16 protein-coding genes and 2 tRNA genes are annotated in these 19,938 nt (G+C 55.3%); 12 read left to right on the plus strand and 6 right to left on the minus strand.

Annotation, left to right across the window (positions count from 1 at the left end):
• The first annotated feature begins 74 nt into the window (after window positions 1–74).
• The 6 genes from serS (at window position 75) to BBKW_RS02035 (ending at window position 6,255) form a co-directional block, all read left to right on the plus strand.
• On the plus strand, window positions 75–1,361 hold the full coding sequence (gene serS, locus BBKW_RS02010; protein WP_033500858.1) for a serine--tRNA ligase: 1,287 nt from the start codon (window positions 75–77) through the stop codon (window positions 1,359–1,361).
• Window positions 1,362–1,428: 67 nt separating this feature from the next.
• A tRNA-Ser gene (locus tag BBKW_RS02015) sits at window positions 1,429–1,513 on the plus strand.
• Between the two features lie 495 nt (window positions 1,514–2,008).
• Window positions 2,009–3,025 (plus strand): ADP-ribosylglycohydrolase family protein, encoded by a 1,017-nt coding sequence (locus BBKW_RS02020; protein ID WP_231858502.1) that lies wholly within the window; start codon window positions 2,009–2,011, stop codon window positions 3,023–3,025.
• A 53-nt stretch (window positions 3,026–3,078) separates the two neighbouring features.
• Window positions 3,079–4,080 carry a PfkB family carbohydrate kinase gene (locus tag BBKW_RS02025; RefSeq protein ID WP_033500860.1) on the plus strand — a complete coding sequence of 334 codons (1,002 nt, stop codon included), beginning with the start codon at window positions 3,079–3,081 and terminating at the stop codon, window positions 4,078–4,080.
• A gap of 115 nt (window positions 4,081–4,195) precedes the next feature.
• Window positions 4,196–5,647 (plus strand): purine-cytosine permease family protein, encoded by a 1,452-nt coding sequence (locus BBKW_RS02030; protein ID WP_033500861.1) that lies wholly within the window; start codon window positions 4,196–4,198, stop codon window positions 5,645–5,647.
• Between the two features lie 47 nt (window positions 5,648–5,694).
• On the plus strand, window positions 5,695–6,255 hold the full coding sequence (locus BBKW_RS02035; RefSeq protein ID WP_033500862.1) for a cysteine hydrolase family protein: 561 nt from the start codon (window positions 5,695–5,697) through the stop codon (window positions 6,253–6,255).
• A gap of 218 nt (window positions 6,256–6,473) precedes the next feature.
• On the opposite strand, the gene BBKW_RS02040 is transcribed toward BBKW_RS02035, so the two are convergent.
• Window positions 6,474–7,160, minus strand: a complete 687-nt coding sequence (locus BBKW_RS02040; RefSeq protein ID WP_033500863.1) for a LuxR C-terminal-related transcriptional regulator — start codon at window positions 7,158–7,160, stop codon at window positions 6,474–6,476.
• Complete coding sequence (locus BBKW_RS02045) at window positions 7,157–8,779, minus strand: ATP-binding protein (RefSeq protein WP_033500864.1); 1,623 nt, start codon at window positions 8,777–8,779, stop codon at window positions 7,157–7,159. The genes BBKW_RS02040 and BBKW_RS02045 overlap by 4 nt, the downstream gene beginning before the upstream one ends.
• 113 nt (window positions 8,780–8,892) lie before the next feature.
• On the opposite strand from BBKW_RS02045, the gene BBKW_RS09945 reads away from it, so the two are divergent.
• Both BBKW_RS09945 and BBKW_RS02055 read left to right on the plus strand, forming a co-directional pair.
• Complete coding sequence (locus BBKW_RS09945; RefSeq protein WP_033500865.1) at window positions 8,893–10,815, plus strand: PspC domain-containing protein; 1,923 nt, start codon at window positions 8,893–8,895, stop codon at window positions 10,813–10,815.
• A gap of 2 nt (window positions 10,816–10,817) precedes the next feature.
• Window positions 10,818–11,393, plus strand: a complete 576-nt coding sequence (locus tag BBKW_RS02055; RefSeq protein WP_033500866.1) for a DUF3784 domain-containing protein — start codon at window positions 10,818–10,820, stop codon at window positions 11,391–11,393.
• Between the two features lie 215 nt (window positions 11,394–11,608).
• Here BBKW_RS02055 and BBKW_RS02060 read toward each other — a convergent pair whose 3' ends face one another.
• From BBKW_RS02060 to BBKW_RS02070, 3 genes are all read right to left on the minus strand, one after another.
• Complete coding sequence (locus BBKW_RS02060) at window positions 11,609–12,256, minus strand: DUF4125 family protein (RefSeq protein WP_048349495.1); 648 nt, start codon at window positions 12,254–12,256, stop codon at window positions 11,609–11,611.
• Window positions 12,257–12,326: 70 nt separating this feature from the next.
• Window positions 12,327–14,453, minus strand: a complete 2,127-nt coding sequence (locus BBKW_RS02065; RefSeq protein ID WP_048349565.1) for a DUF4037 domain-containing protein — start codon at window positions 14,451–14,453, stop codon at window positions 12,327–12,329.
• A 187-nt stretch (window positions 14,454–14,640) separates the two neighbouring features.
• Window positions 14,641–15,828 carry an MFS transporter gene (locus BBKW_RS02070; protein ID WP_033500868.1) on the minus strand — a complete coding sequence of 396 codons (1,188 nt, stop codon included), beginning with the start codon at window positions 15,826–15,828 and terminating at the stop codon, window positions 14,641–14,643.
• A gap of 12 nt (window positions 15,829–15,840) precedes the next feature.
• Here BBKW_RS02070 and BBKW_RS10425 point away from each other — a divergent pair, with 12 nt between their 5' ends.
• On the plus strand, window positions 15,841–15,990 hold the full coding sequence (locus BBKW_RS10425) for a hypothetical protein (protein WP_157872356.1): 150 nt from the start codon (window positions 15,841–15,843) through the stop codon (window positions 15,988–15,990).
• A 4-nt stretch (window positions 15,991–15,994) separates the two neighbouring features.
• Here BBKW_RS10425 and BBKW_RS02075 read toward each other — a convergent pair.
• Window positions 15,995–16,068: transfer RNA gene (locus tag BBKW_RS02075), tRNA-Pro, on the minus strand.
• Window positions 16,069–16,163: 95 nt separating this feature from the next.
• Here BBKW_RS02075 and lysS point away from each other — a divergent pair.
• The 3 genes from lysS (at window position 16,164) to BBKW_RS02090 (ending at window position 19,802) form a co-directional block, all read left to right on the plus strand.
• On the plus strand, window positions 16,164–17,840 hold the full coding sequence (gene lysS, locus BBKW_RS02080) for a lysine--tRNA ligase (protein WP_033500869.1): 1,677 nt from the start codon (window positions 16,164–16,166) through the stop codon (window positions 17,838–17,840).
• A gap of 206 nt (window positions 17,841–18,046) precedes the next feature.
• Window positions 18,047–18,952 carry a 1,4-dihydroxy-2-naphthoate octaprenyltransferase gene (gene menA, locus BBKW_RS02085; protein WP_033500870.1) on the plus strand — a complete coding sequence of 302 codons (906 nt, stop codon included), beginning with the start codon at window positions 18,047–18,049 and terminating at the stop codon, window positions 18,950–18,952.
• A 109-nt stretch (window positions 18,953–19,061) separates the two neighbouring features.
• Complete coding sequence (locus BBKW_RS02090; RefSeq protein ID WP_003835576.1) at window positions 19,062–19,802, plus strand: phosphoglyceromutase; 741 nt, start codon at window positions 19,062–19,064, stop codon at window positions 19,800–19,802.
• The last annotated feature ends 136 nt before the right edge of the window (window positions 19,803–19,938 follow it).

The raw sequence follows: 19,938 nt of genomic DNA on the forward strand, positions 1-19,938 counted from the left end.
ACGATTCCTGCACGTTGTATACAAAAATGGAAGGTTTGCGGCGAGTGTCGGCTTTCAGCACTAGTCTAGAAAACATGCTTGATATCCAATTCATTCGTGAACATGCTGACGTTGTTAAGGAATCCCAGCGCAAGCGTGGCGAATCGGTCGAACTGGTCGACGAGGTGCTGCGCTCCGACGAGGTCCGTCGTTCCTCTCTGAAGGAATTTGAGGCTGCACGTGCGCAGCAGAAAGAAATCGGCAAGAAGGTCGCCGCGGCTCCGGCCGACGAAAAGGCCAAGCTGATTGCCGAAACCAAGGAACTCTCCCAGAAGGTTTCCGAATACAAGGCCGCAGCGGACGCCGCAGCCGAAGAGTACACCACCGCCATGTGGAAGCTCTCCAACGTGGTTGAGCCGGAAGCTCCGGAAGGCGGCGAAGACGATTACGTGGTGGTCAAGAAGGTTGGCCAGATTCGTGATTTCGCAGCTGAAGGCTTCGAACCGAAGGACCACCTGACCCTCGGTCGTGGCGTTGCCGGCATTGATATGGAACGTGGCGTGAAGGTCGGCGGCTCCCGCTTCTACTTCCTGCGCGGCCAGGTGGCCCGCATGCAGATAGCCATGCTTACCATGGCTGTGGACCAGGCTCAAGAGCACGGCTTCACGCTGGCCATCACCCCGACGTTGGTGCGTCCGGAAGTGATGCGCGGCACCGGCTTCCTCAACTCCCACGCCGACGAAATCTACCGTCTGCGCGAACCTGACGAGCAGTACTTGGTCGGTACCTCCGAAGTGGCGCTCGCAGGTATGCACGAGAACGAGATTCTCGACCTGTCCGACGGTCCGCTGCGCTACTGCGGCTGGAGCTCCTGCTACCGCCGCGAAGCAGGTGCTGCTGGCAAGGATACTTCCGGCATCATCCGCGTGCACCAGTTCGACAAGGTGGAGATGTTCGTCTACACCAAGCAGGAGGACTCCTACAAGGAGCATGAGCACCTGCTGGCCATGGAGCAGGAGATGCTTGGCAAGGTTGAGGTGCCGTACCGCATCATCGATACCGCTGCCGGCGATCTGGGCTCTTCCGCAGCACGTAAGTTTGATTGCGAAGCTTGGGTTCCGACCCAAGGCCGCTACCGCGAGCTGACTTCCACCTCCAACTGCACCGAATACCAGGCCCGTCGCCTGAACATTCGCGAACGTATGGAAGATGGCGGCACCCGCGCCGTTTCCACGCTGAACGGTACGCTGGCCACCACTCGCTGGCTGGTCGCCATTCTCGAGAACCACCAGCAGAAGGACGGCTCCATCGTCATTCCGCAGGCCATGCGTGCCTACATGGGTGGCAAGGAAGTCATTGAGCCGACCAAGTGGGAAGCCTGATTCCACAACTTCCTTACGCTGTGATATATTGACATCTTGTGTGTTGGCAGTGATGTCGACACACAAAGGGTAGGTGTCTGAGCGGTCTAAAGAGACGGTCTTGAAAACCGTTGAGGTGCAAGCCTCCGCGAGTTCGAATCTCGCCTTACCCGCCTACAAGGCTTACTGAGAGCGTCCTAAGCTCCCGGTAAGCCTTTTTTATTGCTGCAATCCGGACAAACTCCGCCCAAGTTCGGTTCAGCACCGTCTAAGTCCCAATTCTTCCAGTCACTGGAATAATCTCCCCGCTAGGGAGCGCGTGAGAGTCCGTATTCTTCCATCCACTGGAACAATCTCCCCGCTGGCGGGTCTGTGAGCGTCCAGATCCTTCCAGTGACTGGGGGATTTTTCCCATTGAGGGGTTCGTGGGCATCTGTTTTTATCCAGTGGGTGGAAGATTTAGGTCGCTGGGATGGTCTGTAGCGGGGCGATTCTTCCAGTTGCTGGAGGTTTTTCCCCGTTGGGGAGCTGGTATGCGTCCATTTTCTTCCAGTGGCTGGAAGGATTGGGGAGGGATTGTGATGCTGTTCGGTGTACGATCAGGCTGAGTTGTGAGAAAGGCTGCTGCGACTATGCGTAAGAATGGGATGCAAATGAAGGACCGGGCGATGGGAGCTATGGCTGGGCTTGCGTTGGGCGATGCGTTGGGAATGCCTACGCAAAGCATGTCGGCTGAGCAGATTCGCCAGTATTACGACGGTCCGATTACGAAACTGATGAATGCCGTGCCGCAGCAGCCAATCGCACCGAATATGAAAGCTGGTGCCGTCACCGACGATACAGAACAGGCTTTCGTACTCGCACAGCGACTTATCGACGATAACGGTTGCATTGATAACACCCGATATGCCCACGATCTGCTGCAATGGGAAGCTGCGATGAAGGCCAAGGGGTCGCTTGACCTGCTGGGACCTTCCACCAAAGCAGCGCTGCAAAAACTTACCGAAGGCGTAAGTTTGGAAGAAACCGGCCGATTCGGCACCACCAACGGCGGTGCAATGCGTGCCACGCCGGTGGGCATCGCATTCCGTCCAGGCCAAGCGCTCGCCGACGCCGCCTGGCGATCCTGTGTGGTGACGCATAACACGGTGCAGGGCATTGAAGCGACCACTTTAGTGGCTGCGGCGGTGAGCTTTGCTATTGAGGGAGAACGTGACTTTTTGCACCTCGCGGTGGAATTCGTGCAGAAGCTTCCGCAGCGTGGCAATTGGTCGGCAAAGGCTTCGGTGCTTGCGCGCGTGCAATATTTCATGAATTGGGCCGAAACTGATGGATGCAGACTCAATGACGACGAATTCGCTGCTGTGCTGCAATGGGATTGCGGTACCAGCGTGGAGTCGAACGAGTCCGTGGCCGCCGCTTTCGCCATTGCGGCGCGCTTTTTTGACGATCCCACGCATGCTTTGTGTTTCGCGGCTTCTGTCGGTGGTGACACTGACACCATTGCGGCTATTGCGGGTGCGATGCTGGGGGCGTGGCATGGTATGCAAGGTTTCGACAAAACCATGCTTGATCAGGTGCTTTCACAACTTGCTGAAGATAATCACCTTGATTTGGTCGGCACTGTTACGTCACTAAGCGCATTACGTGATGATAGTGCGCTTAATGATGCAAATATCGTTTGATCTGCAGGAGCCGTGGTTGGCGAAACTATGACGAAAGTGCGAAAGACATTGCAATGACTGGAAAAGTTATTTCTCTTGGGCAGGTTATTGTCGATCTGACCATGAATGTGGACGCGGTGCCGCGTGCAGGTGAAGATGTGTTTGCCGGCAATGTGCAAACGCAGGTTGGTGCCAGCTTCAACACGCTGTATGCCGTTCGCCGCATGGGCGTTAAGGCGTCTCATGCTGGTGTGATTGGTACGGGACCGTGGGCTTCGCAGATTCTACAAACGTTGGAAAATCAGGGAATTCAGCATATTGGCAAGCGGGATGCCGTGCGCGATTCGGGATTTTGCGTGGCGTTGACCGACGCGAATGCTGAACGGACGTTCATTTCGACGAGAGGCGCGGAAGCATATGGCAGTGTCGATGCGTTCGATTCTGTGAATCCAGAAAAGCAGGATGTCGTGCATGTGAGCGGATACACGTTGGTGCATCGCACGGCGGACGCGCTGCTTGCTTTTGTGAAAAGAACGACTGAGCATCGCGAGTTTACTGTAGTATTCGATCCTTCTCCGATGATCGCGACAGTTGATGATGACGTTTTCCGTGTGATGCTCGCATATCGTCCGATATGGTCGTGCAATGAATGCGAGGCAACGTTGATTGCGCAACGTTTGGCGGCGCTCGATAATGGCAATTCTTGCGATTGCAAGGTTTCGCAGGATATTGTGCAAGAGATTGAGAACGCGAATGTCAATGAAGAGACGGTTGCGTGGCTGTGCGATCGATTGCGATCTCCTGTAATCGTTCGAGTGGGCGCGGATGGTGCGTGGTTGGCGATTCCCGGTGACGAAGCGCTGCGAATTCCTGGTTTTCCAATGAAAGCGGTGGATACCAATGGCGCCGGTGATTGTCACGCGGGTGTGTTGTGCGCCCTGCTGTGCGAAGGCGTGCCGTTGAAGGATGCTGTACGTTGCGCCAATGCTGCTTCGGCGTTGGCTGTAACGCGATCGGGGCCGGCTACCTGCCCTGATCGAAAGGAGGTTGAGCGGCTCCTGGGAAGGGTGTTCTAAGACTTATGGTATAAATGACTATAAGTGGTTATATCATGTGCGCGATTGCGCTGATACGGCGTGCATATAGCCTGCCTGCAGTGTCATGCGGCAGATTCAAGGAGATTGGATTCGTATGAGCAATGAGAAAGGAACCCTCTCCATTGAGGAGCAGGGCATTGACACCATTTCTGAAGAGGAGCGTAAAGGCACGCCAGCCAGCCTGTTCTGGCCTTGGTTCGCTGCCAATGTTTCCATGTTCGCCATGTCGTACGGCGCGTGGGCGCTCGGTTTCGGCATTTCGTTCTGGCAGGCCACCGCCATGACCATTATTGGCGTGGTTGTCTCGTTCCTGCTGGTCGGCATCATTTCCATCGCGGGCAAACGCGGCAACGCGCCCACCATGGTGCTCACCCGCGCCACGTTCGGTGTGGAAGGTGCCAAAGTGCCGGCGGCGTTGAGCTGGATCGCAACATTGGGCTGGGAGATTTCACTGACCACCACCGCTGTGCTGGCGCTATCAAGCACCATCGAAAAACTCGGTTGGGGCTCTGGCGCCGCGCCCAAGATCATCTCCACCATTGTGGTGGTAAGCCTTGTGGTGGTCGCAGGTATTTTCGGATACGACCTGATTATGCGCTGCCAGCAGGTCATCACCATCGTGACCGGTGTGATCACCGTCGGCTTCTTCATTCTCGGCTGGGGACATATCGACTTTTCCGCCATTAACTCGGTTCCTGCGGGATCATTGCCGGCCATGCTCGGCTGCTGCTTCTTCGTGATGACCGGCTTTGGCTTGGGCTGGGTGAACATCGCTGCCGATTACTCGCGCTATCTGCCACGCAAGTCCTCTAATGGCGGCATTGTGTTCTGGACCACGTTCGGTGCGTCCATCGCCAATGTGTTCCTGATTTTCTACGGTCTGCTGCTGGCTGTTTCCAATGCCGATATGGCTGAAAACGTTGGAAATGATCCGATTGGTGCCATTGCTTCCATTCTGCCGACCTGGTACTTGATTCCGTACACCATTGTGGCCGTGCTCGGTTTGATGTCCGGCTCCATTATGGACAATTATTCCAACGGGCTTGCGCTGCTGTCGTTCGGTGTGAAGCTGCCGCGTACCGTGGCGGCCGCGTTCACCGCGGCGCTGACCGTGCTTGGCGTGGTCTATGTAACCTTCTTCTCCGATACGTTCATCGGCCCGTTCCAAGGCTTCCTGACCACCCTCGGTGTGCCGATGGCCGTATGGGCCGGCATGTTCGTGGCTGACGTGATCATTCGCAAGAAGGACTACAGCACTGCGGATCTGTACGATTCGAAGGGACGCTACGGCGCGTGGAACGGCAAGTCTTTTGCCATTCTCATCGTTGGTACCGTGCTCGGCTGGGGGTTGGTGGTCAACACTGCTGCCAGCTGGCTGAACTGGCAGGGCTATCTGCTGTTCCTCATCGGAGGCAAGGACGGTAGTTGGGCCGCCGCCAACCTCGGCGTCATCGTCGCATTGGTCGTTGGCCTTGCGGGCTCATTGATTTTCCAGCGCGGTGATATCGCCAAGCAGGAAGCCGATTTGCCGGTTTCGGAAGTTTGACGGAACACGAGTGATACGCGGAAACAATACTTAAGAAAGGAAAAGTCATGATTGCGGAAGATGAATGGCTGGTAGTTATCGACAGGCAGCGTGTTTTTGCGGAAAGTGAATGGTCCGCATGGGCTTGCCCGGACGGCTCCTATCACACTACTGATGAAGCGTTCGCACGATTGGCTAGGGCGTTCGGCGATCGTGTGGTCTACACGCGATATGTTGCGCCTGAGCCGCCGCAAAACGCTTGGGTTGATTATTTCAAGAATTGGCCGCAGTTTTTGGTTGCTCCTGACGATCCGATGTACGATCTCACCGCGGATACCGCGGAATTGGCGCAAGGCCATGCCGTGGTCAGTTGCGACACTTTCGGCAAGTGGGGAAGCGTGCTGAGCGAAGCCATTAAAGGCGCTAAAAAGATCACGGTATGTGGTGTCGCCACCGATTGCTGTGTGCTTACCACTGTGCTCGCCGCAGCTGACAATGGTGTAGCGGTGCGCGTTGCTGCTGACGCTTGTGCAGGCAGTTCGCCAGAGAACCATCAGATGGCATTGAACACCATGGCATTGTTCACGCCGCTGGTCACCGTTACCAACACTGACGCTATTCTGAAGTAAAAAAAATATCGCAAGCAAGCCATTTTCTGCGGGGCTTACTGAAGTTTTTTCAGTAAGCCCCGTTCATGTATATCGCAGCAAAACGGGCCTTCAAAAGCGTTTGAGAGTCCGGATTCCTCCATTTGCTGGAAGTTTTATCTCGTTGTCGGCCCTGTGAGCGTCCAGATCCTCCCAGTGGGTGGGCTGGGGCGAGGCGGGGTAAAAGGGAAGACTGATTGTTATACGATGCGGCGGTCGGCGGCCCAGCGGGTGAGTTCGGTGCGGTTTGACAGCTGCAGTTTGCGTAGTACGGAGCTGACGTGCGTTTCCACGGTTTTGATGGAAATAAACAGTTCCGCTGCCACTTCCTTGTACGTGTAGCCGCGCGCGATCAAGCGCATGACTTCCTGCTCACGGTTCGACAAGCGGTCCAGCTCGTCATCGTGGATCGGTCCGCTTGCAGAGCCACCCATGCCAGCCGGTGAGCCATTTTGGAAGGCGGAGAGCACGAATCCCGCCAATTTCGGCGAAAACACGGCATAGCCCTCATGTACTTGCTTGATGGAAGAAATCAAATCATCGCCGGAAATCGTCTTTGTCACATAGCCTTGCGCTCCGGCACGAATTACCGATCCGACATCCTGCGGTGAATCAGACACCGACAGTGCCAGAAACACGGTATTAGGGGAGTATGCGCGCGATTTCATGAGAATTTCAGCTCCGCCGCCACCCTCACCGCCGGGAACATGCACATCAAGCAGCACCACATCCGGCTTCGTCTGCGCGATCATCGCCACCGATCCCTCAACATCGGACGACTGCCCGACGATGTCGAAATGCGGCTGCAGCGTTGCGATAACGCCCGCACGGAACATTTCATGATCGTCAACGATGGCGATACGTATCTGCTGTTCCTGCTCGTTCATTGCTGCTCCTCAAAATGGTTGGTAGGTTGATTGCTGAATTGATTGGTACGTTGATTGTTGGATTGACGGTTATGGTGATTGGGAAAATCGGTTTGTTGTGAGTTGCTTTGCGGTTCGTGCGATTGCTGCGCATTCGCGTCGGCGGCTGTGGTTGCGGATGTGGGCATGTCTGCGATTGGCATATGCATGCGCACCTCCGTGCCCCATTGCGGTCTCGATACAATCTCCACTGTACCGCCACGACGCTTGATTCGTCCGATAATCGATTCACGAATGCCAAGGCGATTCGCGGGAATCGCATTCACGTCAAATCCGTTGCCATGATCGCGTACGAACACTTCCACAAGTTTGCTGCTTGCTTCGCAGTAGACGGAAATCGGCTCTCCTCCATGCGCTACCGCATTGATAAGCGCCTGTTGCGTGGCGTCAAGCAGCGCATCGGTTTGCGCGCTTGGACGTGCGTCGCCCACCGTCACCACTTCGATCGGCTTGCCATGCGTGTCTTCCACATGTGCGGCGATCTCTTTCAAACCGGCGTTTACGGAACGGTCAGACGTGGTGCGTTCCTGATACAGCCATTCACGCAATTCGCGTTCCTGCGAGCGCGCCAGCGAAAACACCGTTTGCTGATCGTCGGCATGCAACTGAATCAGTGCCAACGTTTGCAGTACGCCATCATGCAGATGTGCGGTCATGTCGGCACGTTCCTCTTCGCGTTCCTTCGATGCGCGTTCCGTACCTAAATCGCGAATCAGCGCCATGATCCATGGCACAATCGCAAGCAATACGCCAATCAGCAGTGCCAAACCGGCGCACAGTATCCGAATCATGGAAAACGCGTCAAAATGTATGCAGGAACTGACATACAAAGCGTATGCGGCGAAAATAATCGCAATGCCGCCGAGCATCGTCCATAATTGACCTTCTTCGGCGTTGAAACGCAACCAAGAGACGCCGATACCGACCAGACCAAGCAGTAGGGGCATAATCAGAGCGCGTTCAACACCGCCTGCGAACATGACGAAACAGATGGAAAGCAGTATCAGACCAGCTAATGCAAGCAAAGCGGGTTTTGGTGCTTTCTTCAGTGTCTGTTCAAGGTTTTCGCTGGAAGATTGCGTATTGTCATACGTTCCGTCGTTGCGTTCAGTCGTATCTTCAAAAGATGGTGGTTGTGTGTGCTGACCATCTTGCGTAGCTGTAAAAGATTGATATTCCGGGGAAACGGGATATGTCCCGTACGGCATGTTGCCCCGGGAAAGCGGTGCCTGCCATGGTGAGCGCTTGCCTGCGATGATGTACGCCTGCTGCACCGGATCGCCCACGGGCAGCGCCATCCACAGGAAGATATAAGCGATCAGCCCCGCGCCGAACAGACATGTGGTGGCGAGAAAAAACAGGCGCACCCATAGCACGGCAATGCCCAAATGCATGCTGATCGCCTTGCATACGCCGGCTCCCATGCGTCCGTATGGAGGACGCATCAACGGCAGTTTGGCCGGCTGTGTCGGCATCGGACGTCCCTCATGCAGGGCTTGGTCGCAGCAGTAGCGCATATATACGGCGCTCGCCTGATCGTACTGGCTTTGCGTGTACCACGGTTTTCCTAAGGATTTCATACTTCTATTGTGCCCTGTGAGGGATGCCGTCTCAGGGCATTCATATAGTGTTCAGGGCAGATTCAGGGTGTTCCCCGATACGTGTGGCACGCGCGAGTTGCTGTAATGGAACCATGAGCAATGCAAATAATGATCCGCTGGGTGATCGCGGCAACGCAGGGCCGCAGCCCGCTGCTGGACAACCGTATTATCAGCAGCCTGCGTACGGTTCGCCGCAACCTTCTCGCGGTGGCCGTTTCTTCGCGTGGATTCGTTCCAGCCAGGTCAAGCGTGGACATGACCGTTGGATTGGCGGCGTATGCGATGGCATAGCACGTCGTCTTGGTTGGAATACCACGTTGGTTCGTGCGCTTATGGTGGTTGCCACACTGTTTTTCGGCGCGGGTGCCGCGTTCTATGGCCTGGCGTGGTTTGTGCTGCCGGATGAGCGCGACAATCAGATTCTTGCTGAGGATTTGATTAACGGCAAGTGGGATTGGAATTGCATTGGCGCGCTGTTGTGCTGCCTTGTTGCCATCTGTTTGCCGGGGGCAGGATGGTTTGCTTTCGCGTTGGCCGCGTTGGTGCTGTGGCTTCTGCTCAATAGGCAGATTTATGCGCCGAATGTTCGTCCAGCTCAGTGGCAGCAGCCCCCGTATGGTCAGGCTCCGTACGGTCAACCGCAATATGGTCAGCCTCAATATGGAGGGCCTCCGTACGGGCAGCCGGTGCCTCCTGCATCGCCATCTTCAGCGCAATCAAATCCTTATACTCAGCCGATGCAGGCGAGCGGCGCATATAACGGGGCGGACAGCACGGCTTCGTCACCGGAATCGCAATCGCATCAGCCCCAACGCCCTCAGCCTCAACAGCCTCAGTATCATGCCTACCAACAGCAGGTCAATGGTCCGGCCGCTTTTGCCACGGCCAATGTTCCTCCAACATTTACCGCTCCGGCAGCCCCGGTAGCGCAGGCGCCTAGGTCACCCAAATACGGACGTCGTAAACCGGCTGGTCCACTGCTGGTATTGATGATGTTCGGTCTCACGATGATCGCATGCGCGCTATGCGTATGGTGCATTATGACGTACGGCGTTCAAGGCGGGCAGCGGGGTACCGAATATACGTTGCAGGCATGCGCGGCATTCGTCGGTGGCATCTGTCTGGTGACGGGAATCGTTATTGTCGCGCTCGGATTCGCGGGCAGAAGAACGGGAGGACTGCATCCTCTGACATGGATATCCATATTCATGTCGTTGGTCATGGTGATGGCTTTGGCGAGTTATTCGCTGTTCAGCTATCGGATTAACACGGGCATTTCCTCATCCTACAAGAGGGTCAATGTGTCGGGAATAACCACCATGGGCTCCACCGCCAGTGAAATGAGCAGATACGAGCAGGGCATCGTCGCGCAAGGCAATGATTACGCCACCGACGTGCTGCATATCGACTTAAGCGATTACGCGAAAAACAACGGTCCGCACAAAGTGGATCTTCAGGATGGCACACAGGGCACAACTTCCTGCCCTACAGGAACGTTGAATGTGGTGGCCTCAAGCGCACAGGTCGTGGTGACCTTGCCGAACGGCTGCTGGTGGGCGTTCGGGTCTGACGGTGATTTCTACAACATCACCGATTTCGTCGGCAGTTCGGACGGGCTCACGTTGGATTCCGGCAATATCTATGTCTCGCTTATGGGCAACGATTCCACGAAATCGGTAGTGAAAAAGCGTGCGCTGGGAACTTACGATTGGAGTTGCGGCTCGTACGGAGACGAATCCGGCATCGAGGATTTCGATGATGAGACCGCTACGGAAGATGGCACGGATACCGGCGCCGATTCCACTAGGACCGATTCCCCCTTCAAAGACGGGGATGTGGACAAGGCCTACCGCGAAATCTACGACAATCATCAATATTGGCCGTGCTTCACCGGTGATGACAAGGCTCCGGTCAGGCCAGCCGGGCTGCGGATCAATACTATGGCAACGGTCGGCGGCAGCGTCGCGGTGCAGTATGCGTCCGACAACACATTGGGCAAAGCGGGAAAGGAGTGACCATGAGCGACGACAAAACCCAGGAAATGCCGGTTATGACGGATGCCGGAGATATGCCTACCGAAACGTTGCATACCGTGGATGCGCAGTCCACGTATGACCATTCGCAGCACAGTGGGCGTGCAACGCAGGATGATAAGCCGCGCGTGGAATCCGTTCCAGCGCAAAGCGTTCCGACCTATACCGCTTCGGCAGCCGGTGCGAATGTCGGGCACAAGAATCGGCAGATTGGAGACGACATCATCAGACCTTCCGGAAGAAGCGGTTCGACCATCGCGCTCGGCGTGTTCACGTGCTTCATGGGGGTGGTGACGTTGCTTTGCGGCATGCATGTGCCAATGAATCTCTGGTGGTGGGCCAGCGATCCGAAACAGTTCTTCGTATTCCTGCTCGGGGGCATCGGCGTGCTGCTTATCGCCGTCGCCGTGATTTGGGTGATAGTCAGCGCGGTGCATTCAAACCGATCCAAGAATGGAAACGATGTGGACAGCGACGATCCATTCGACGCTCCCTATAACTCGAATACCACGGCCTTTTCGACTGATTCGGATAAGTCGCCGCTTTCGGAACGATCATGAGAGTCAGCTGAATAACCCCTGATGTCAGCTGCACCAACGAAATCGAGGCTGATATCACAAACAAATACGTGGCCACCATGGCATGACCAAATCCAACACTTGCTTTTCCATCTTGATGTTGGATTTTGGTCGTACCATGGTGGTCATTTTTTTATTGTGATGTACGGGGCTTACTGCAGCTTTCGGTATTTTTCACGGTGTGTTTTCACTGTGTTTTACTGTGCTGCCTCAGCTTGTGCCAAGTCCTCAAATCCAGCCAGACGAACCGTATTGCGAATCGTCTCTTCGGTGAGATTGCGCTGCTCATGCCGTAAACGCTCCACAAAATCGCGGTACAATGCCACAGTGCGGTCGGAATAGGTGCCCAATTCGCCGCGCAGATACGTTTCGAACGACGTGGTCTCTGGCGTATCTTCGACAGTGGTCAGCACACGCATCGCCTCGCCAAGATGGGGAAAACGCTCACGAAAATCACGCGCCCACGACACCTGAACTGTTATGATGCCTTCCTGCAAGGCGTTGCGATCCGCGGAAATCCGGGGAATATACGGCGCAATGTTTGCACAATACTCCTGTGGATATGTGGATTGCATCATGCGACCATACTTTTCCGTCACCAAATTACGTCCAACACGGTCGGCTTCCTGCAAGTCCGACCGGTAGCTGCGCAGCAATTCCTCCGGCCACGTCATGAACTGACTGGCACGCATCTGATGAAACATCGGCCAATTGCCTTGGCAGGACGCGCGGCCGCCCTCATTATTGGTTTGCTGAAACTGATTCCACTCCAGTTTGATAATGGATTCAACAAGATTTGCTGTATCGTGACCGTCTATTACATCTGAAATTACATTGCTATTCATATGATTTCGATTCTTGATTTCGTCTGATTACTGATCTGAATGTGCGATGCCTGCAATGAAGTTATTGCAATCACAGGCTGTGCAGACAACTTGCATCGGACTTGATATGGTCCTCAACATACGGACGTTGCCATTCCACAAAAGTTTCGTGAGATTCGGTCAATCCCTCCCGTAGCAATTCATCCACAACATCACTGCAGATGCGCTCAACAGTGGCGATAATGTGCTCTGCCGCAGGCTTTGCACCCTTGCCGCCTTCACCGAAACCGGCACCGCCGAAACATGCGGCGGAGCTCAATCGCAATATGTCTTCCAGCTGCTCGCACACGCCGGCAAGCCTTGTTGCCATACGGCGGCTCAGCTTACGCATGGCAGCAAACTGCCATTTGTAATACGGCAGATACCCAACGCTCACCGGCTCGTTGATCAGAAACACCAACGAAGCCGTGGCGTTCACGAACTCATGAATGCTTAACATCGCAGCAGCACCATCGCCACGTTGCAGCATGCGCGGCAGATTGTATTGCCCCGCCTGAGCCATCATGCCCAAACGGCGAGAAATCAAGGAAAGTCGAATATCTTCCGGCATGAACTTGAACCCCTGCCGAGTCTTGGAAAATACCCCCAACGGATCAGCGAACACCTGACCGTTTGTGGCAGTGGCAAGTGTCGCATCGTCCAAACTCAGCCAAGACGCATAGTCGTTCTGCGCCGGAGCCTCACGAAACAGTGTGATCCGCTCGAAGAAATCACCGATACGAAACACGCCATCGCGGCGGCACTCGCCTTGTGCACGCGGCGTAAGTGGCGATTGAGATGCGGCAAGAGTGTTGGAATCAGCCGAACCATGCCCTGCAAAATGCGGCTTGCCTTGCTCGTCAACAGTGAAATCGCGACTCAACGCATCGTAATCAGTCTGCAATTGCTCGCCAATCGCATCATAATCCTCATCAGTAAGCCACAGGCAGAAACGCGGTGCAAAATCATGATCGCGCGAAAACTCATCGTCGAAACCGAAACATTCCGAACCATAACCGACCAAACCTGCGGCAATCCGCCCCTGATATGCCGAATATGCGCCGGCAAGCAACGGTTTGCCGAGATCATTCCAGAATGCGCGAGACAAAGCAAGTCCCGAAATATGGTGAGAAATCGCAGGAATCGAAGATGCGCCGGATTCTGCCATATAGTGCGGTTCACTTGATTGCTGAGATTCGCTTGATTTCGGTGAATGCTGAGATTTCAAGGATTCTTGAGATTCTTGATATTCTTGATATTCTTGCGATTCTCGTGTTTTATGTGCTGATGGCATGTGTTTATGCAACGCCTGTTTTGCCGCTTCAAGATTGGCTGCAGTCGTGTGATAGTAGTCGGTGTTGCGTCCGTAGCATTCTTCAATCACGCTCAACGCATGCTCATAACCGGAAACCGCATCCTGCAGGCAGCCGGCCATATAGCAGGCCTGCGCATAGCCGGCCAGCGCCGAAGCATAATGCGCACTATGTTCCAAATGCCCGGTACGGTAGATTGTCAACGCTTTCTGGGCGTGCTGTATGGCGTCGCTCGCCCAATGCCGGTCCATCTGCAGGAGCAGCAACGCAAGATTGGTGTACGTGGAGGCGACGTCTATGTCAGCGCTCGCATCGGGGGAAGATTGCTCCAACAGGTCCAGCGCTTGTTCCAGCTCGCGCTTCGCCTGATTGAGACGACCGGTTTCGCTGTACAACATGGACACATTGTTGTGCAGCGCGGCCAGACGTCGGTCGGTGGGGGAGAAGGCGGATGTGGCCGCGTCAAGCGCCCGACGGTACAGCTGTTCGGCCTCCTCGTACTGGCCTGCGGCTCGCATGCCCGTGGCCGCGTTGATCAGCGTCGTAGCCCACGCCTGCGGGTCGATTTCCTGAAGATGCAAATGATCCGCAATGCTTAACGATTCGCGGATAATCGGCAGATTGTCGGTATGTCGACCTTGCGAACGGTAAAACCCCATCGTTTCGTTCAACACCGTCAGCAAACCGGCGTCATCATGACTGTGTTCGGCTTCGGTTCGCGCCTTCTGCAGATATGGTTCAGCCTGTTCAGGAGCCTTATGCGCATCGAAAATCGCATCAAGACCACGCAAAAATCGCTGTACATCAAATGTTGCGCAACCGTCATCGCAATTATTCATATTCAGATTGACATCACTGTCTGCCATCGCAATCCCTTCATCGGTGACCTCCATCATCTCCCGAACTGCAGACGGCATCGCAGATGGCGAAACAACGAAAGATGGGGAACATGCGATACGACGTAAAAAGAACAACGGGATATCTCATCATAATTATTTTGATGAGATATCCCGTTAAATAACAGAAATAATCGAAATAACTGACTGTCGAATGTTAGACATGCACTTCGCGCATACGCTCCGTAGCACCTGTATGCGTTTCGTAACGACGTGAATAGGTGACCAGCATAATCACCGCGATCAAAGCGATCGGAGCGCCGGCCAAACCGGTGTAATGGTAGTTCATGGCGGTTGCCGTCAATGCGGCGCCACCAACGATCGAACCGATTGCATTGCCGAAATTGAACGCGATCTGCACGGCCGCGCCTGCAATCAGCTCGCCGCCACCCTCACCGGCCTGCACCATCAGCAGCTGCTGCGGAGACGAGTTGAAGAACAATGCGAAACCAAGCATGAACGTCAACATCGTAGTCGTAACGAGATTGCCGGGAACGAAAAACACCAACAGCAAACCAACCGTGGCAATGGCCTGCGAAAGACCGGCAGTGGCACCCGGCTTCCACAAATCAGTCAAACGGCCGCCAGCAATACCGCCAAGCACCATACCGAAACCAGCAAGCACCATTAATAGGGGAACCATCGAGGAATCCCATCCACCAACCTTCTGCAGCCACGGCGAAATGTAGCTCCACCAGCAGAAAATACCGGAATTGCCGCAGAACACCGCCATGAGAATGAACCACGGACCGGCGTGAGTGAGGAAACGGAACTGCCCTTTAATGCCAGCGTCCTTGATCGGCGCGACGAACGGCACCCACGCAATCACCAACACCATCGTCATCAACGCCCAAGCGGCAAGAATCGCAAACGCCAAACGCCACGACAACATTTCCGAAAGCAATGTGCCCGCAGGAACACCCAACATATTGGCAACCGTCTGACCCGTCACCATCATCGACACGGACTGCGCTTCCTTGCCCTTATCGGCCAAAGTCTTGGCGATCAGCGTGGCCGTACCGAAAAACGCGCCATGCGGCAAGCCCGAAATGAAACGAGCCGCCAGCAACATGGGGGAATTGAACGAAACCGCGCTCAACGTGTTGCCGACCAGCGCGATGATCATGAACAGAATAATGAGATTCTTCGGCGGTACTTTACGGCCGAACACCAGAATCAGCGTGCCTACGCACACGCCGATCGCATATGCGGAAATATAATGGCCTGCCGCAGGAATGCTAACCTGCATGGCGGCAGCGGTCTGGGGCAAAATGCCCATCATCACGAATTCGGCGGCACCAAGAATAAAGGCGCCGGAAGCCAAAGCCAGAATGCTTCTTTTCACAGTCTCTCCTCCATGAATGTGAAGCGTGTTGGTGTGCGCTTGTTTTACGCGCTTGTGTATTACGTGTTTTTTGATTTTTCAGGTGGTTGCGTCTTGCATATGCTGTTTTGTACCGCTGATGCGCTGGGAAATAAAAAAGGCGGAACCGAAGTTCCGCCTTGAGTTGTCGGGCTGGCGGGATTTGAACCCGCGGCCTCTTCGTCCCGAACGAAGCGCGCTACCAAGCTGCGCTACAGCCCGTTTTGCAACAGTTGGAAATACTACACGATTGCTTAGGTAATGCAAATACGGCGTGTCGCGTGTGGTGTAGTGGCTTCTCGGTACACTGTGGGCTTATGAGTGAGACCATCGAATCGCAAGAAAATCAGAATGAAGAGGCTGCCGTTCCCGCTATGACCACAGTGGAACGTGCCGAAATGCTGCTGCAGCAGGATGCGGCTATCTACGCCAAGATCAATGACGGCGCTACCCTGGATGAGGCCGTTGATCCAGGCAATAAGGAATTCGGCCCGCTGGCGCACCCGGAACAGGTGCAGATGCGCGTGGCCAAGCGTGCTATGATGCTTAAGGACGGCATTCAGCCGTACCCGGTGACCCTCGACGTCACCGCAACCATCGAAGAGGTTCGCGCCAAGTATGACGGCAAGCTTGAAGCCGGAGACGAAACCGAAGACGTGGTCGGCATCGCCGGTCGCGTGCTCTTCCTGCGTAACGCCGGTGGCTTGTGCTTCGTGCAGCTTTCCGCTGGCGACGGCACCAAGATCCAGGGCATGATTTCCAAGAAGGAGATTGGTGCCGACTCCTTGAAGCAGTTCAAGCAGCTGGTTGACTTGGGTGACCACCTGTTCATCAAGGGCCGTGTGATCGCCTCCAAGACCGGCGAACTGTCCGTGTTCGCCACCGAATGGGCCATTGCCGCCAAGGCCCTGCAGCCGCTGCCGGCCCTGCACAAGGATTTGAACGAGGATACCCGCACCCGCAAGCCGTACATCGGCATGATCGCCGACGAGAAGATGCGCAATATGGTGCGCAACCGCTCCAAGGCTGTTGCTTCCCTGCGTAAGACCTTCGCTGATCACGACTTCCTCGAGGTTGAAACCCCGATGCTGCAGACCGTGCATGGTGGTGCCGCCGCACGTCCGTTCACCACGCATATGAACGCCTTCGACCTTGACCTGTACCTGCGCATCGCGCCGGAACTGTTCCTCAAGCGTTGCCTCGTTGGCGGCATCGACCGCGTATTCGAAATCAACCGTGACTTCCGCAACGAAGGCGTCGACGCCACCCATGCTCCGGAATTCACCATGGTCGAGGCTTATCAGGCTTACGGCAACTACGACACTATCGGTGCGCTCGTCAAGCAGCTCGTGCAAGACACTGCCATGGACGTGTTCGGCACCCACAAGGTGACCCTGATGGACGGTTCCGAATATGATTTCGGCGGCGAATGGAAGACCATCAGCATGTATGATTCCCTCTCCGAAGCACTTGGCGAGGAAATCGTTCCGAATGGCGGTCCGGACAATCCGGGCACTTCCGTGGAACATCTCGGTGCCATTGCCGACAAGCTCGGTGTGGAACGCGACGACGTGGAGAACCACGGCAAGCTCGTCGAACACCTGTGGGAGCACTTCTACGAAGACAAGCTGTTTGAGCCGACCTTCGTGCGTGACTTCCCGGTCGAAACTTCTCCGCTGGTCAAGGGCCACCGTTCCAAGCCAGGCGTGGTCGAAAAGTGGGATCTGTATGTGCGCGGCTTCGAGCTGGCTACCGGTTACTCCGAATTGAATGATCCGGTTGTGCAGCGTGAACGCTTCGTGGCCCAGGCCAAGGACGCGCTCGCGGGCGACGAAGAAGCCTGCGATATTGATGAGGACTTCCTCGAGGCTCTCGGCGTGGGTATGCCTCCGGCAGGCGGCATGGGCATGGGCATCGACCGACTGCTGATTGCCTTGACCGGCGCCACCATCCGCGAAACCATCACCTTCCCACTAGTGAAGCCGCTGAATTAAGGCAAAGCCTTAATTCAATATCGGCTTCACGCGAGGCTGAAAAGAGAACAGTCCGGTGGACTGTTCTCCAGCCGGAGCCATCCTTACAAAAAATACCGCTGAATTAAGGCAAAGCCTTAATTCATATCGGCTTCACGCGAGGCGGAAAAGCTGACGGTCCAGTGGGCCGTCAGCCCGCCGGAGCCATCCTTATAAAATTGCCGCATATGGGAATAATGATTTGGATTCGTGGGGCGCGGCTGAAAACGTTGCCGTTGGCGATTGCGCCGGTGTTGATTGGTGCGTCGTTGGCTTGGCACGATGCGGGCCAGCGTCGTGTTGTGGTGGCATCGTTGTGCGGTTTCGTGGCATTGCTGTTGCAAATAGCGGCTAATTTCGCCAACGATTATTCCGATGGCATTCGCGGTACGGATGCGGGGCGTGCGATTGCCGGCGAACAGTTATCGCACGGCCCCGCTCGTCTCGTGGCTTCCGGTGTGAATCCCAAGAAAGTGCTGGCTGCAGCGGGAATCTGCGCGCTGGCTGCGTGTCTATGCGGATTGGCAGTCGTTGTGTTAACCGGTTACTGGTGGTTTATTGCGGTGGGATTAGCCTGTTTGCTTGCCGGCTGGTTCTATGTCGGCGGCAAACACCCATACGGCTACCACTATTTGGGTGAGGTTTTCGTATTCATTTTCTTCGGATTGGTGGCCACCTGCGGCACCATGTTCGCCTTGTCTGGCGCGATCACGCCTGATGGACTGCTTGGTGGTTCAGCTGCGGGATTGGTCGCGGTTGCCGTGCTGTGCGTCAACAATCTGCGCGACATCGAATCTGACAGCAATCACGGCAAACATACGTGGATGACTGCAATGGGACGGCAAAACGGCACTGTCTTCACTATTGCAATCCTGATTATTTCAGCATTGATTGCGTTGCACCATCTGTTGCAATCGTCGATATATGCAGCAAACAGCATTCCACTGATCGCAATTATTACAATACTGTGTGCGGCGCAAATTGCCGCATCATATGCAATCGCAAGAAAAACCTACCGTAGAGCATTGCCGCTATGTTCGCTCGATTCGTTGACTGTCGCAGCGATTTTCGTGCTATCGACGATGCTTGCATAACGTTTGACTGACGGTAGATTGCGGCGGAATGAAAATTGTTGCATAAACGTAACTCGAATAATCGAGAAAACACTCGTTTTTGGGTGTGCGAGGCGGTAGACTGGCAAACATGACTTACAAACTAGTACTGCTCCGTCATGGACAGAGCGCATGGAATAAAACCAATCAGTTCACCGGCTGGGTCGACGTCCCGCTGACCGAGCAGGGTGTCGAGGAAGCCAAGAATGGCGGTCGCCTGCTCAAGGAGAAGAATGTTCTTCCGGATATTGTCTTCACCTCGATGCTGCGTCGTGCCATCAATACCGCCAACGTGGCGCTGGACGAGGCTGATCGCCTGTGGATTCCGGTCCAGCGCAGCTGGCGCCTGAACGAGCGTCACTACGGCGCTCTGCAGGGCAAGAACAAGACCGAGATCCGTCAGGAGTACGGTGACGAGAAGTTCATGCTGTGGCGCCGTTCCTACGCCACTCCGCCGCCGGAGATTGATCCGAACGACGAGTATGCGCAGAACAACGATCCGCGCTACACCGGCGATCCGGTTCCGGAAGCCGAATGCCTTGCCGACGTGGTCAAGCGCGTTGAGCCATACTTCAAGTCCGACATCGAGCCGGAACTGAAGGCTGGCAAGACCGTTCTGATCGCCGCTCACGGCAACTCCCTGCGCGCCATCGTGAAGATGCTTGACAACCTCTCCGAAGAGGAGATCGCCAAGGTCAACATCCCGACCGCCATGCCGCTGCTGTACGAGCTGGACGAGAACTTCAAGCCGATCAAGCCGCGTGGCGAGTACCTGGATCCGGAGGCCGCTGCTGCTGGTGCCGCTGCCGTCGCCGCCCAGGGCCAGAAGTGAGTTTGTTGCGATTGATACGCAGATAATCGCATTCAATCGCGCGGAACGTATATGAAAAGGTGGAAATCCACAGTACGTGGGTTTCCACCTTTTTGCGTCTGGTGCCCTTGTTGGGTTATTGCGTCCGTCTGCCGGA

Origin of the sequence: Bifidobacterium catenulatum subsp. kashiwanohense JCM 15439 = DSM 21854, from assembly GCF_001042615.1 — a bacterium.
Lineage (GTDB): Bacteria > Actinomycetota > Actinomycetes > Actinomycetales > Bifidobacteriaceae > Bifidobacterium > Bifidobacterium catenulatum.

What these genes read in the sequence shown, in the direction of transcription:
- serS (WP_033500858.1), top strand. Translation starts at nt 75, where the DNA reads ATGCTTGATATCCAATTCATTCGTGAACATGCTGACGTTGTTAAGGAA.
- BBKW_RS02020 (WP_231858502.1), top strand. Translation starts at nt 2,009, where the DNA reads ATGGGAGCTATGGCTGGGCTTGCGTTGGGCGATGCGTTGGGAATGCCT.
- BBKW_RS02025 (WP_033500860.1), top strand. Translation starts at nt 3,079, where the DNA reads ATGACTGGAAAAGTTATTTCTCTTGGGCAGGTTATTGTCGATCTGACC.
- BBKW_RS02030 (WP_033500861.1), top strand. Translation starts at nt 4,196, where the DNA reads ATGAGCAATGAGAAAGGAACCCTCTCCATTGAGGAGCAGGGCATTGAC.
- BBKW_RS02035 (WP_033500862.1), top strand. Translation starts at nt 5,695, where the DNA reads ATGATTGCGGAAGATGAATGGCTGGTAGTTATCGACAGGCAGCGTGTT.
- BBKW_RS02040 (WP_033500863.1), bottom strand. Translation starts at nt 7,160, where the DNA reads ATGAACGAGCAGGAACAGCAGATACGTATCGCCATCGTTGACGATCAT.
- BBKW_RS02045 (WP_033500864.1), bottom strand. Translation starts at nt 8,779, where the DNA reads ATGAAATCCTTAGGAAAACCGTGGTACACGCAAAGCCAGTACGATCAG.
- BBKW_RS09945 (WP_033500865.1), top strand. Translation starts at nt 8,893, where the DNA reads ATGAGCAATGCAAATAATGATCCGCTGGGTGATCGCGGCAACGCAGGG.
- BBKW_RS02055 (WP_033500866.1), top strand. Translation starts at nt 10,818, where the DNA reads ATGAGCGACGACAAAACCCAGGAAATGCCGGTTATGACGGATGCCGGA.
- BBKW_RS02060 (WP_048349495.1), bottom strand. Translation starts at nt 12,256, where the DNA reads ATGAATAGCAATGTAATTTCAGATGTAATAGACGGTCACGATACAGCA.
- BBKW_RS02065 (WP_048349565.1), bottom strand. Translation starts at nt 14,453, where the DNA reads ATGGCAGACAGTGATGTCAATCTGAATATGAATAATTGCGATGACGGT.
- BBKW_RS10425 (WP_157872356.1), top strand. Translation starts at nt 15,841, where the DNA reads ATGAATGTGAAGCGTGTTGGTGTGCGCTTGTTTTACGCGCTTGTGTAT.
- lysS (WP_033500869.1), top strand. Translation starts at nt 16,164, where the DNA reads ATGAGTGAGACCATCGAATCGCAAGAAAATCAGAATGAAGAGGCTGCC.
- menA (WP_033500870.1), top strand. Translation starts at nt 18,047, where the DNA reads ATGGGAATAATGATTTGGATTCGTGGGGCGCGGCTGAAAACGTTGCCG.
- BBKW_RS02090 (WP_003835576.1), top strand. Translation starts at nt 19,062, where the DNA reads ATGACTTACAAACTAGTACTGCTCCGTCATGGACAGAGCGCATGGAAT.